The sequence below is a fragment of the Streptomyces sp. NPDC058045 genome (assembly GCF_042885635.1).
In the GTDB taxonomy this organism is placed as follows: domain Bacteria; phylum Actinomycetota; class Actinomycetes; order Streptomycetales; family Streptomycetaceae; genus Streptomyces.
Genome location: NZ_JBHVRR010000083.1, coordinates 1 through 14,551, shown reverse-complemented (window position 1 = coordinate 14,551; position 14,551 = coordinate 1). Strand labels below are relative to the sequence as shown.

Below are 14,551 nucleotides of genomic sequence, written 5' to 3'. Positions count from 1 at the left end.
AGCTACCTCGCCGGCCTCCACCTCCGTGCCTCGATGATCTGGATCAACGACCTCCTGAAGGCAACTGGTTGATCACGACATCACACAGGCCCTAGGTGGCTCACGACATCGGTACTTGGTTCTGGTCGAGGATGTGGTTCAGTTCGCGGAACGTGCTGCGGTAGATCGCGATGGCGTCCTCCGCGGTGGCGGGAAGTTCGTACATGCCGTCGGCGTCGGGAACCTGATGTGCGGCGAGGGCGCCGATGATGGCTCCCGCCAGCGTCCGCACCCGCAGGGAGTCCGCTGGCAGGTCCAGCATCCTGGCCACGTAGTGGATGGCCAGCGGGAACGGGCGGAAGACCTCGCTGAACAAGCTCGTTCGCAGCTCTGGAACGGTCTGCAGCAGATGCATCCTGCGTCGCTCGGCGTCCCAGTCCTCCGGGCTCAGCTCCTGGAAACCCGCGCAGATCCTGTCCTCAAGCGCCTGCAAGGAGAGCCGGACAGGGGCGTCGAGGAGGCCGATCACCTCCTCCTCCAGGAGGTCGGACTGGAAGACCGAGTCCTTGTTGCCGAAGTACCGGAAGAAGGTGCTGCGCGAGACCTCTACTTCCTCGCAGATCTCATCCACCGAGGTGGCCTGGTACCCCTTGCGCTCGACGAGGTCGATCGCGGCCCGCTGGAGGGCCCGGCGCGTGCGGTTACGCTTCCGAATCCGCAATGGGGTGGTGTGTCTCTGACGCTCTGTGGCCTTCACGTGTCCTCTCCTGCGCCGAGTGTTCCTCGGACTTGCCCAACCGCGCGTGCATGCCGATCGCCGTTCCGAGGATACAGAGGGCGGCCAGCACGGCACCGATCCACATCTGGACATGGACGCCGTCGACGAAGGCCTCCTTGACGGAGAGGGCGAGGTCCGGACTGTGGAGCTTCCGCGCGACGGCGAGTCCGCCTTCCACCGAGTCCCGCACGGCGTCGGCTGCGGGCCCGGGCAGCGATTCGACCTCGGTGTTGTCCCGGTAGACCGCGTTGAGGAGAGAGCCGAGGACGGCGATCCCGATCACGCTGCCGGTCTGACGCATGACCTGGACGATGGCGCCGCCGACTCCCGCGCGGGACTTGTCGAGCGAGTTGAGGGCCAGGTTCTGACCCGCGATCATGAGGGTGCCGAAGCCCAGGCCGAACAGCGCGAGCCAGCCCGCCATCCAGCCGTAGCTCGTGTCCACGGTGGTGCGCACCGCGAGGAGGGCTCCCAACGCGATACAGGCCAGCCCGACGATCACAGCCGCCTTGAAGCTGATCCGCTCGGACAGCTTCACCCCGGCTGCGATGCCGACCACGATGCCGCCGAGCAGGGACATCAGCCGCACTCCGGAGCCGAGCGCGTCGACCCCGAGCACGGCCGAGAAGTACTGGGGCATCGTGAAGATCGCGACGATCCCCAGCACGGTGGCCAGCGTCATGGCTCCGGCGCCCCAGCGGAACGCGGGCAGACGCCACAACGACATGTCCATCAGCGCCTTTTCACCGTCGAGCCGCAGTTCCCACGCGGTGAAGGCGAGGAGGACGACCAGGCCGCCGACCATCGTGGCGACGATGAGGGGATCGGTCCAGCCCCTCACGGGCGCCTCGATCGTCCCGTAGGTGAAGGCGGCCAGACCCACCACGGACAGCGCGATCCCCTTCCCGTCGACCCGCCGCCAGGGCAGGCGGCCGCCGCCGGGCAGCAGCACCGCTCCCGCGACGAGGGTGACGATGATGAAGGGAACGTTGATCAGGAAGACGCTGCCCCAGAAGAAGTGGTCCAAGAGCCAGCCGCCCAGGATCGGCCCCAGCGGCATTCCGACGAATCCCGCGCCGCCGAGGATGCCCATCGCCTTGGGACGTTCGTTGTCCGGGAAGAGCGCGATCAGCCACGAGTAGGTCAGGGGCAGCAGCAGCGCGGCACCCACACCCATCAGCACGCGGGCAGAGATGAGTGTGCCGGGTGAGTCGGCGTAGGCGCTCCAGGCCGAGCCCACGCCGAAGATCAGCAGCGAGGCGAGTGTCACCGGCTTACGGCCGAGGAGATCGCCCAGGAGACCCGCGGGCAGGAGCAGCACCGCGAGCACGAGGAGGTAGGAGCTGGCGAACCACTGCAAGTCGGACGTTGTGGCATGGAGATCGTTTGCCAGGGTCGGAAGCGCCACGTTCAGCACGGTGGTGTCCAGACCGATGACCACGGAAGCCGCAGACAGTACGGCGAGCGCGGCCCACCGATGGCGAGGATACTCAGTCATATATGGAACGCTATAACTTATGGAACTGAGTGTCAATTAGGGGCGGCCGCTGCGCTGCCCCCCCCCGCGCGGTCCGAGGAGTCGCCCAGTAGCAGCCGGGTGAGGAGGCGTGACAACGCGCCGACCTCTTGGTGGAGGTAGAAATGCCCGCCCGGGAACACCTCCAGTTGGAACTCTCCTTCGGTGTACTCGGCCCACTTGGCGGCCTCTGCCGGGGTGGCTTTCGGATCGTGATCGCCGACCAGCGCGGTTATCGGACAGGAAAGCATTTCCCCGGGCTTGAAGGTGTATCGCTCGATGGCCGAGTAGTCCCCCCGCAGGGCAGGAAGGATCAGCTTCTGCACGTCCTCGTCATCGAGTAGACGGTCGTCCGTGGCCCTGAGGAAACGCAGTTCTTGAATGATCGCCCGGTCCGACCGGCCCGACAGGCCGATTTCGACCTGATCCGCTGGAGCTCGACGCCCGGAGACGATCAGCCTGGATACCGGGATCGACCGTGCCTGGCACGCTCTGGCCACCTCATAGGCGAGGGTGGCGCCAAAACTGTGGCCGAATATGGAGATCGGCAGATCCTGCATTTCCGCCAGGCTGGCGACAATTGGCCCGACATATCCGTCCACGGTCGCCGGGCACGGTTCGAGCCTCCGGTCCTGCCGCCCCGGGTACTGCGCCGTGGCTGCCGAGATCTCAGGTGGCAGGGCTGCCGAAAGCTCCTGGTAGGCGGTCGCGGCCCCGCCCGCATGCGGGAGGCACAGCACCCGTGACACGGCGCCTTCCGCTCCATGGAAGCTCCGCAGCCAACCCGTCCGATCATTCATCGTTCCGCCCCCAGATACAACAGCCAACGGTGAGAATTTCCGGGAACGACCACCGTGAGCGTGCGCGTTTGTGACGCGAAATCAGAATCAGGTGGCCGTGGATGCCACGATAACTCATGTCGTCTGGACCGGGGATAGGGGTATCGCCGCCTCATGATAGGGGTGTTGCTCGTCGAATCCACCGGTCAGGAGGGCGGTGACGCTGGGGGGCACCGTGCAATTCGCCCCGGGGAATCGCAGGGCGACCCCGTGGCGGAACGTAATCTCCGATCTGCGGAGTCGGCCGATCTCGCCGGGAATTGAACCCTCACGGCCCACCCCGACTCCCCCTAGCGGTTGAGGGCGAACCCCCTATTCACTTTCCCTTGCAGAGGACGCTTGTTGACATTCCTGAAAACCTGATGGGACTGTCAGCAGCATGCGAATTGAGACCGGTGCGCAGGGTTGCCGAATCGTGAATGGCAGTCTCCTCACCATGGAGACAGAGGCCCGACTGTCCGACGGGGAGGTGTGCGTGGGGCAGGACGGTCGGATCACCTACGCGGGGGCCCGCCGCGCCGACGCCGAAGCGCCTCAGGACCTGCCGGTGGTGGACGCACGGGGCGGGACGATCCTCCCGGGCCTGATCGACGCGCACGTCCACTTCCAACTCGCCCCGGAGGGCAACCCCTTCGTCACCGGGATCATGCGGCCGTACAGCTACCTCATGCTGCGCGTCGCGCAGGCGATGCGTGACACGCTCCACGCGGGCGTCACCACGGCCCGCGACCTCGGGGGCGTCGACCGTGGCCCGGCACTGGCCGTCAACGACGGTCTCGTCGAGGGACCGCGGACCAAGCAGTCGATAGCCATCCTGAGCCCCACTGGCGGGCCCGGCGATCTGACCCTGCCGAACGGGTTCTCCGCCGACCAGCTCACGCACGTCATCCAGCCCGTCGCGAGCGCCGTTGACACCGATGACGAGGCCCGGCTGGCGGTCCGGAAGCTGGTGCGCGCCGGTGCCGACGTCATCATGGTGTGCACCAGCGGGAGGTTCGGTCACCCGATGGAGAGCCCCGACGACATCGGGTTCTCCGAGGAGCAGGTGCGGGTGATCGTCGAAGAGCTCAGCAGCAGGGGCAAGTTGCCCGTGGCCGCGAACGCGATGCGCCCCGCCGGGGTTCTCGCGGCTGTCCGCGGCGGCGCCTCCAGCATCGAACACGGGTACCACCTCGACAAGGAATGCGTGGACGCCATGCTGGAGTCCGGCACCTGGCTGGTGCCGGCCCTGGGCAGGCTCCATGTGCCGGATCCGCCGGGAGGACCGGCCCTGCCGCCGCAGATGAAGAAGGCGTGGGCCGAGGGGGCCAAGGCCAGCATCTCCCTGGCGCTAGCCAGCGGCGTGCCCGTGGCCATGGGCTCGATGGCGGGAGTGACGCCGCACGGCCGGAATCTCAGCGAGCTGTCCCATCTCCAGGAGCTGGGGATGAGCCCGGTCGACGCGCTCAAGGCGGCCACTGTCAACGCGGCCCGCCTGCTGCGGATGGAGTCCGAGGTCGGGACCTTGGCGGAGGGGAAGCTCGGGGACGTCGTGGTCGTGGCAGGCGACCCGCTCCAGGACGCCGGGGTCCTCGCCGACCCGTCGAACGTGCGCTTCGTGGCGAAGGAAGGAACGATCGTCAAGCACACGCTGGAGCACTCGTGAGCGATCAGCGAGACACCGGCGGAGTGCCGGCCGGCCGCCACGCTGCCGTCACCCGGGCCGTCGCCGGGGCGGGTTCCGCCGGAGCCGCAGCGACCCGTGCCGCACCGCCCTGTTGAGGTGCACGCCTGCCCGCAGCCGTGCACCTGAGCCACCCCGACCAGATGGTCACGGTTTCTGACGAAGTGGTCGAGGCCGTTGAGGGCGTTCGGCGGAATCGCGAATCCCCGTCGCTCCAGCGGTCCTTCCCGGTTCCCGCGCCCCTGCGAATCGTTCCCGTCTAGCCGAAAGCTCTTGACGTGACTATGGCCGTCAGCACCGATGCGAACCCCCGCCCCGTCGAGCCGATCGCCGTCGTCGGCATCGGCTGCCGCCTGCCCGGAGAGGTACGAGACCTCGATTCGCTGGGGCGCGTCCTGACGTCGGGTGGCGATGTCCTCAGCCAGGTTCCCGCGGAACGCTGGGGCGGCGCTCTGCACGACCCGGAGCACCGACCCGGCACGATCACCAACCACGTCGGCGCCTTCCTCGACGACGTGGGCCGTTTCGACGCGGCGTACTTCGGCATCGCCCCGCGTGAAGCGGCTGCCATGGACCCCCAGCAGCGGCTGCTCATGGAGGTCGCCACGGAAGCCATGGCCGACTCCGGCCACCCCCGGCAGGAATGGCGCGGTACGAACACCGGGGTGTTCGTGGGCCTGCTGGCGAACGACTACAACTTGCTGCACGCCAAAGCCGTCGGCCTTGAGGAGAAGGGCCCCCACTACGTCACGGGCACCGAGTTCAGCTTCGCGGCCGGACGGCTCGCCTACACCTTCGACCTGCGCGGCCCAGCGGTCTCCGTCAACTCCGCGTGCTCCTCGTCCCTGTTCGCCGTCCACCAGGCGTGCCAGAGCCTGCGCTCCGGCGACATAGACACCGCCCTGGCCGGTGGGGTGAGCCTGCTTCTCCTCCCGGACATCAGCGTCTTCATGAGCGGCATCGGCGCGCTCTCGCCCTCGGGAAGCTGCCGTCCGTTCGACGCCTCGGCGGACGGCATCGTCCGCGGCGAGGGCTCCGGCGTGGTCGTCCTCAAGCGGCTCGCCGACGCCGTCCGCGACGGCGACCGCGTCCACGCCGTCATCCGTGGCTCCGCCGCCAACAGCGACGGTGCCTCGCTGGGCCTCACCGCGCCCAACTACGAGTCCCAGACGGCGGTCGTACGCGACGCGTTGCGCCAGGCCCGCCTCACCCCCGACGGCGTCGACTACATCGAGGCCCACGGCACCGGCACGCCGCTCGGCGACCTGATCGAACTCAACGGCCTGTCCGAGACGTACGGCCAGCCCCGCGGTAGCGCCCCGCCCGCGGTGGTCGGCTCGCACAAGGCGGTGTTCGGGCACACCGACTCCGCCGCCGGTATCACCGGTCTCCTCAAGTCGATCTGGATCCTCAACAACGGCCTGGTCCCGGCCCAGCCGAACATCGACGAGCCGACGAGTGCCATCGACTGGTCGACCGCCGGGATCGCCCTCCCGGAGCCGGGCGGTTCCCCCCTGCGGGGCGAGCCGTCCGGTGACCGCCCGTTGCGCGCCGGGATCAGCGCCTTCGGCCTCAGCGGGACCAACGTCCATCTCATCGCCGAGGCTCCGCCCCGCGAGCCGGAGACCGCGCACGAAGCCGCGGACGACGACCGTCCCCGGGTGCTCCTCGTGTCGGCCCCCGACCCGGGCGCCCTGGCCGAACAGCTCGGCGCCATGCGCGAGCGCGTGGCCGATACCCGGGTCCCCCTAGACGAGTTGCTCGCCTCCGCGGCCACCCGGCGCACCCACGAGACGCATCGCTTCGCCAGCGTCGCCACCAGCCGCCAGGCGCTCGTCGAAGCGCTCGAAGGGCTCGAAGCGCCCCTCGACCCCGACGACCTCCCCGAGGGCGGCTTCGCGGGACGTCTGGACGCCGACGGCGAACCGGCGCCGGTCCTCGTCTTCTCCGGCCAGGGCTGCCAATGGCCGGGCATGGCCATGGACCTGTACCGCACCGACCCCGGGATCCGGGACAGCCTCGACGAACTGGACGCGCTGGTACGCCGCGACGCGCCATGGTCCCTGATCGATGAACTCCGCCGGACGGGCGACGACAGCCGACTCAGCCGGACCGACATCGCCCAGCCCGCCATCTTCGCCGTTCAGCTCGCCCTCGTCCGGTGGTTGCTGGCCCGGGGGGTGCGCCCGGCGGCACTCGTCGGCCACAGCGTGGGCGAGATCACCGCCGCCCAGGTGGCGGGCGTCCTCGCACTGCCCGACGCGGTACGCCTGATCGTGCGGCGGGGACAGCTCCTCCAGGAGACCGCGGGCCGTGGGCGGATGCTCGCGGTGCAGGGCACGCCCGAGCTCGTCGAGTCGGTGCTCGCCCGTACGGGCGCGCCCGTCACGGTCGCCACGGTCAATGGGCCCGAGTCACTCGTACTGGCCGGTGCCGAGGACGCGCTCGCCACCGTCGCCACGGAGCTGCGGCGGTCAGGCTTGCGGTGCAGGCCCGTCAGGGTCGACTACGCCTTCCACAGCCCGTTGGTCGCCGAGTGCGGCCCGCGCCTCGGCGCTGAGTTCGCGGAGCTGGAGACTTCCCCCGCCTCGATCCGCCTGCTCTCCAGCGTCGACCCCGAGCAGGACGCGGGGACCATGGACGCCGCGTACTGGGGACGCAACATCACCGAGCCGGTCCGGCTGTGGCCTGCCGTGGACCGGCTGCTCGCCGAGGACCGCGGCTACGCGTTGCTGGAGATCGGACCGCATCCCGTTCTGGGCCGCGCGCTGGCCGACGCGGTACGCCACCGCCAGGGCTCCAGCGCGGTTCTCGCCAGCCTGCGACGCGACTCCGAGGGCGCGCTCAGCCTCCACGGGACGCTCGCCGAACTCCACGTGCACGGTGTACCGGTCGACTGGGAGCGGGCCACCGGGCGTCCTGACCGCTTCCGGGACCTCCCCGTCCCGTCGTGGCGCGGCGAGCACCACTGGCTTCCCGGACTCGTCCCTGGCGCCCTGTACGGCCCGGGGAGCCCGGACGCCGGTCCGCGCGCCGAGGAAGCGGAGGGAGCGGAGCCCGCGGCGGTGCGGGCCGCGGTGTGGGCCGCTGCCGTCCACGAGGCCGGACCGGTGGCCGCTCCGGCGGAGTCCGCCCCGGCGGCGGCCCGACGCCCTGTGGCGCAGACGGTGCAGCGCGTCGACGCCGCGGTGCGCGAGATCCTCGGACTCGGCGGCGACCAGCCGCTGGCCCGCCGACGTGGGCTGTTCGAGCAGGGGCTGGACTCGCTCACCGCCGTACAGTTACGGGAACGACTGGAGCGCGACTTCGGCCTCAGGCTGCCGTCCACGGTGGTCATCGACCACTCCTCCATACACGCCCTCGCCGACTTCCTGACGACGCTCGGGGCCAGCGAAGCCTCGCCCGCCTCCGCGTCCGTGGCGCCCCCCGGGGACAGCGGCGCCTCCGGCGGCGCGGTCGCCGTCGTGGGCATGGCGTGCCGACTTCCCGGTGCCTCGACGCCCGAGGAGTTCTGGACGCTGCTGAGCACGGGACGCCAGGTGAGCGGCGAGCTGCCGCGCGAACGGCGCCAGGACCCGATCTGGGCGGAAGCGGGACCCGACGCGCCCACCCGCGGCAGCTACCTCGACAGCGTCGACGGCTTCGACGCGGGCTTCTTCCGGATCTCGCCGCGTGAGGCGGTCTCCATCGACCCGCAGCAGCGGATCGGGCTCGAAGTCGCCTGGGAGGCGCTGGAGGACGCGGGATACCCGGCGTCGTCGCTCACCGGCCGTCCCGCGGGCGTGTACCTCGGCCTCGACACCGCCGACTACCACGAACTGCTCACGCGCGACATGGGCAACATCGACCTCTACTACGGCACCGGGAACACCTTTGCCGCGTCAGCCGGGCGCCTCTCGTACTTCCTCGGACTCCACGGCCCCAGCCTGGTCGTCGACACGGCTTGCTCCGGTTCTCTCAGCGCGGTCCATCTGGCCGTCCAGGGGCTTCGCTCCGGCGACTGTGAGATCGCCCTGGTCGGCGGCGTCAACGTCATCGCCACCCCCACCGTGTCCGTGGCCATGCAGGAGGCCCTGGCACCCGACGGCCGCTGCAAGACCTTCGACGAGGACGCCGACGGCTACGGCCGCGGTGAGGGCGCCGTCATGCTCGTGCTCAAGCCGCAGGCCGCCGCCGAGCGCGACGGCGACCACATCTACGCCCTGCTGCGCGGCACCGCCATCAACCAGGACGGCGACAGCGGCGGCTTCACCGTCCCCAGCGGAGCCGCGCAGACGGCTCTGGTCCGCCAGGCGCTGGAGCGCGCGCACTGGGCACCGGCCGACGTCGACTACGTCGAGGCGCACGGCACGGGCACACCGCTGGGTGACCCCATCGAGGTCCGCGCCCTGGCGGAGGCGCTGGGCGCCGACCGCCCAGCCGGGGACCCGCTGCTGATCGGATCGGCCAAGGCCAACATCGGGCACCTGGAAGCGGCGGCCGGTATCACCGGCCTCCTCAAGGTGGTCCTGAGCGTCCAGCGCGGCGAGGTCCCGCCCCACCTGCTGAACCGGCCCTCCAGCCGCATCGACTGGGAGGCGCTGCCGGTCTCGGTCGTCACCGAGCACCGCACCTGGCCTGCACGCGACCGCACCCGCCGGGCCGGGGTCTCCTCCTTCGGATTCAGCGGCAGCAATGCGCATGTCCTCGTGGAGCAGGCCCCGGAGAGCAGGCCCGCGCCGGAGCCGGCCGATACCTCCGGCACCGCCGCGCTGTCGCTGCTGCCGTGGATCGTCTCCGGACGCGGCACCGCGAGCCTTCAGCGGCAGGCGGGCAAGCTGGCCGCATTCCTCGCCGAAAGCCCCGCACCCGATCCGGTGGACACTGTCTGGTCCCTGGCGACCACCCGTACGGTGCTGGAACAGCGCGCGGTGGTGCTGTCGCCACCCCACGACCTCGACGCCGTCGTGAACGGCCTGGCCTCGTTCGCGGAGGGCGCCGCCGCCGACGTCATCTGCGGCAAGGTCCGCAACGGCGTGACGGCGTTCCTCTTCAGCGGCCAGGGCAGCCAGTGGCCCGGCATGGGGCGCCGCCTCCACGCGGCCTTCCCCGTCTTCGCCGCCGCACTCGACTCCGTGGCGGCCGAACTCGACAAGTGGCTCGACCGGCCCTTGTACGAGGTGATGTTCGCCGACGAGGGCACCCCCGAGGCCACGCTGATCGACCGGACGCAGTACGCCCAGACCTGCCTGTTCGCCCTGGAGACGGCCCTCGCCGCGCTGGTCGGCTCCTGGGGCGTCCGGCCCGACTACCTCCTGGGCCACTCCGTCGGCGAACTGGCCGCGGCGCACCTCGCGGGGGTGCTCAGCCTGCCCGACGCGGCCCGGCTGGTCGCCGCCCGCGGCCGCCTCATGGAAGCGCTGCCGGACGGCGGCGCCATGATCGCCATCGGCGCTCCGGAAGCCGAGGTGGCCGAGGTCCTCACCGCCCTGGCCCACCCCGCGGCCGTGACCGTCGCCGCCGTCAACGGCCCCGCGTCCGTGGTGGTCTCCGGCGACGAGAGCGTCGTGGAGGAGGCCGCCGCCGTCCTCGCCGGGCGGGGGCGGCGCACCAAGCGGCTGCGGGTGAGCCACGCCTTCCACTCCGCCCGCATGGACCCGATGCTGGAAGAGTTCCGGCGCACCGCGTCGGCGGTCACGTACCACCGACCGACGCTCCCGATCGTCTCCAACGTGACCGGCCGGATCGCTGACCCCGACGAGCTGTGCTCGCCCGAGTACTGGGTGCGCCAGGTGCGGCAGGCCGTCCGCTTCTGCGACGGCGTCCAGGAGCTCAGCCGCCAGGACGTCGACACCTTCGTCGAACTGGGCCCTGCCGGAGTGCTGTCGGCGATGACCGACGACTCCCTTCCCGAGGCTCACGACGCGGCCGTGATCGCGCTGCTGCACCCCGACCGTCCGGAGGACGAGGCGCTGCTCCGGGCCGCGGCGACCGCCTTCGTCAACGGCACCGAGATCGACTGGGCGGCCGTACTGCCGATTGGCCGCCGGGTCAAGCTGCCGCCCTACGCGTTCCAGCGGCAGCGCTACTGGCTGGAGCCTCAGACCCCGCCCGCTACCGAGGCGGCCCCGCCGGACCCGACCGACGTGGCCTTCTGGGAGCTCGTCGAGAACGGCGACACCGACGGTCTCGCCCGTACCCTCGGCCTCGGCCCCGGCAGGGCGGATGAACCCGCCCACGGCGCGGCGGCCCTCAAGGCGCTGCTCCCGGCCCTGTCCGCCTGGAACCGCCGCCGACGCGAACAGTCCGTGATCGACGACTGGCGCTACCGCGTCGCCTGGCGCCCGCGTACGGATGCCCCGCGAACCACCGTTCCGGCCGCCGGAACCTGGCTCCTGATCACCTCTGACCGCATCGAGGACCCCTGGCCCGACGACCTCGCTGAGGCACTCGGCGCGGCGGGCGCGACCACCGTCGTGGTCCGCTGCGATCCCGCCCGCGCCGATCGGGCCGAACTGGCCCGCCTGCTCGGTGACATCCCGCAGCCGGAGGACGTCCACGCCGTCGTCTCGCTGCTCGCTCTGGACGACACCCCGCACCCCGAGCATCCCTGGGTGACCGCCGGTGTCGCGGGCTCTCTGACCCTCGTGCACGCGCTCGGCGACGCTGGAGTGGACGCGCCGCTGTGGTGCCTGACCGCCGGGGCCGTCGCGGCGGACGAGAGCGACGTCGTCAGCCGTCCCGACCATGCCCAGATCTGGGGCCTCGGGCGCGTCGTGGGCCTTGAACACCCCGAGCGCTGGGGAGGGCTGATCGACCTCCCCGCCGACCCGGACCAAACAGCGTGGGACCGGCTGTGCGCGGCACTCGCGACCGCCGGTGCGGAGGACCAGCTCGCGGTGCGCGAGAGCGGCACCTTCGTGCGCAGGCTGGTCCGGGCGCCGTACGCCACCACGCCCGCGGCACGCCAATGGGAGCCCCGCGATACCGCTCTGATCATCGGCGGCACCGGGGCCCTGGGCGGCCACCTCGCGCACTGGCTCGCCGAGAACGGTGCGGGCCACCTCGTCCTCGCCAGCCGCCGCGGCCCCCGGGCGCCCGGCGCCGCCGAACTGCGGACAGCCCTGGAAGAGTGCCACGGCGTCCGCGTCACGGTGGCAGCCTGCGACGCGGCCGACCGCGACCAACTCGCCGCGCTCATCGAAGACCTGCGTACGGACGAACTCCCGCTGCGCACCGTCGTTAACGCCGCAGTCGTCGCCGATGTCGCCCCGCTCGCCGACACGACAGTGGAACGGTACGCGCAGGCCATCCGGGCCAAAGTGCTCCCAGCGCTGCTCCTTGACGAACTCCTCGGCGAGACGGAGCTGGACGCCTTCGTGCTGTTCTCCTCCATCGCCGGGGTGTGGGGCAGCGGCAACGAAGGGCCCTACGCCGCCGCCAACGCCTGCCTCGACGCGCTGGCCGAACGCCGGCGCGCCGAAGGCCGGGTCGCCACCGCCGTCGCCTGGGGGATCTGGGACGCGTTCAACGAGCGCGACGAGGACACCACCATGCGCGAGCTGCTCACGCGCCGCTCTCTCCAGCAAGGTCTGCCCCGCCTCGATCCCCGGCTGGCGTTCGAGGCGCTCCGCCAGGCCCTGGACCACGACGAGACCTGCCTCGTCGTCAGCGACGTCACCTGGGACAGGTTCGCCGCCCTGTACACCGTGGCCCGGCCCCGTCCGCTGCTCGACGAGATCGCCGAGGCGACGCTCGCGGGCGACCCCGGCGCGGAGGACGCCGGGGAGGAATCCCCCGGCGGTGACTCCCCGCTGGTCCGCCGGATGGCCGGGAACTCCCCGGCCGAGCAGGAACGCATGGTGCTGGAGCTGCTGTCCGCCCACGTGGCCTCGGTGCTCGGCCACACCACCGAGAGCGGCATGGACACCACCCTGCCCTTCCGCGACCTCGGGTTCGACTCCCTGATGGCCGTCGAACTGCGGAACCGCCTGCATGAGGCAACCGGTCTTCGCCTGCCCACGTCGCTGATCTTCGACTACCCGACCCCGCCGAGCCTGGCCCGCTACCTCCGCACCCGGATCACGGGCCAGGAGCAGGCGGCGGAGATGGTGCCGCAGTCCCGCCCGGCGACCGAGGGCGCTGACGACCCCGTCGTCATCGTAGGTATGGCCTGCCGCTACCCGGGCGGCATCAGCTCGCCGACGCAGCTCTGGCAACTCCTCGCCGAGGGCCGCGACATCGTGACCCCCTTTCCCTCCGACCGGGGCTGGGACCTGGGAACGCTCTACGACGCGGACCCCGATGCAGTGGGCACGACCTACGTCATGGAGGGAGGCTTCCTCCCGGGCGCGGGTGACTTCGACGCCGACTTCTTCGGCATCTCGCCGCGTGAGGCGCTGGCCATGGACCCGCAGCAGCGGCTGGTTCTGGAGACCGCCTGGGAATCGATGGAAGCGGCGGGGATCGATCCCCTCACGCTCCGCGGCGCCGACGTCGGCGTGTTCATGGGTGCTGGAACCTCCGGTTACGCCACCGGCGAGAACCAGATTCCGCCCGACCTGGAGGGCTTCGCCCTCACCGGCAGCGCGGCCAGCGTGATCTCCGGCCGGGTCGCCTACAGCTTCGGTCTTGAGGGCCCGGCGGTGTCGGTGGACACGGCGTGTTCGTCGTCGCTGGTGGCGATGCATCTGGCGGGCCAGGCACTACGGGCTGGCGAGTGCGACATGGCCCTCGCGGGGGGTGTCACGGTCATGGCCAGCCCCAAGGCGTTCATCGAGTTCAGTCGGCAGCGGGGGTTGTCAGCGGACGGTCGGTGCAAGGCGTTCTCGGCGTCCGCTGACGGCACCGGCTGGGGCGAGGGTGTCGGCGTTCTCCTGTTGGAGCGGTTGTCGGATGCGCGGCGGTTGGGTCATGAGGTGTTGGCGGTGGTGCGGGGTTCGGCGGTGAATCAGGACGGTGCGAGTAATGGTCTGACGGCGCCGAATGGTCCGTCGCAGCAGCGGGTGATCCGTGCGGCGTTGGCGAACGCCGGGCTGTCGACTGGCGAGGTGGATGTCGTCGAGGCCCACGGGACGGGCACGGCGCTGGGTGACCCGATTGAGGCGCAGGCGTTGCAGGCGACGTATGGCCAGGGCCGGGATAAGGACCGCCCCCTGTGGCTGGGGTCGGTGAAGTCCAACCTGTCCCATACTGCCGCCGCCTCGGGCGTCACCAGTGTGATCAAGATGGTGCTGGCACTACGACACGGTGTGCTGCCCAAGACGCTGCACGTCGAGGAGCCCTCGGGGCAGATCGACTGGTCCGCGGGTGGGGTGGAGTTGCTGGCGGAGGCGCGGGAGTGGCCGGAGACGGGCAGGCCGAGGCGGGCCGGTGTCTCGTCGTTCGGTGTGAGCGGGACGAACGCGCACGTGATCGTGGAGCAGGCAACCGAGTCCTCCGAGCAGGTTGAGCCGACCGGGCCTTGTGGGCCGGTGTCTGTGGTGCCGTGGGTGCTCTCGGCGCGGAGTGAGGCGGCGCTGTCCGGTCAGGCGGAGCGTTTGGCGGCGGCGGTGGGTTCAGATTCGGCGCTTGATCCGGTGGATGTGGGGTTTTCGCTGGGGACTACGCGGGCGGGTTTGGAGCATCGGGCGGTGGTGTGGGGTTCGGACCGTGCCGAGCTGATCGCGGGGCTGGGTGGGGTGGCGTCCGGTGGACCTGGTAGGGGTGTGGTGCGTGGTGGTGTGCGGTCGGCGTTTGTGTTTTCTGGTCAGGGTGCGCAGCGGGTGGGGATGGGTGGGGTGTTGGCGGGTGAGTTT

At 70.8% G+C, this 14,551-nt stretch carries 5 protein-coding genes; 2 read left to right on the top strand and 3 right to left on the bottom strand.

All coding sequences use genetic code 11. The annotated features are described in order from the left end of the window. Positions 1-100: 100 nt before the first annotated feature. From ACFVST_RS28140 to ACFVST_RS28130, 3 genes are read right to left on the bottom strand one after another with little or no spacing between them, the layout of a single operon-like run. The gene (locus tag ACFVST_RS28140) at positions 101-700 is read right to left on the bottom strand and encodes a TetR family transcriptional regulator (RefSeq protein ID WP_390156412.1); all 600 of its coding nucleotides are present in this window, start codon (positions 698-700) and stop codon (positions 101-103) included. Next, entirely contained in the window at positions 681-2,255 is a 1,575-nt protein-coding gene (locus ACFVST_RS28135) for an MFS transporter (protein ID WP_390156411.1), read from the bottom strand. Before ACFVST_RS28135 ends, ACFVST_RS28140 begins: the two co-directional genes overlap by 20 nt. 32 nt (positions 2,256-2,287) lie before the next feature. Beyond that, positions 2,288-3,022: a thioesterase II family protein gene (locus tag ACFVST_RS28130; RefSeq protein WP_390156410.1), complete on the bottom strand. Its 735-nt coding sequence runs from the start codon at positions 3,020-3,022 to the stop codon at positions 2,288-2,290. A gap of 505 nt (positions 3,023-3,527) precedes the next feature. On the opposite strand from ACFVST_RS28130, the gene ACFVST_RS28125 reads away from it, so the two are divergent. Continuing rightward, the gene (locus tag ACFVST_RS28125; protein ID WP_390156409.1) at positions 3,528-4,757 is read left to right on the top strand and encodes an amidohydrolase family protein; all 1,230 of its coding nucleotides are present in this window, start codon (positions 3,528-3,530) and stop codon (positions 4,755-4,757) included. 302 nt (positions 4,758-5,059) lie between these two features. Next, positions 5,060-14,551, top strand: a 9,492-nt coding sequence (locus ACFVST_RS28120; RefSeq protein WP_390156413.1) for a type I polyketide synthase, incomplete at its 3' end; no start/stop codon positions are given.

Excerpts from the sequence above, each read along its gene's own strand:
- ACFVST_RS28135 (WP_390156411.1), bottom strand. The coding sequence starts at position 2,255 with ATGACTGAGTATCCTCGCCATCGGTGGGCCGCGCTCGCCGTACTGTCT.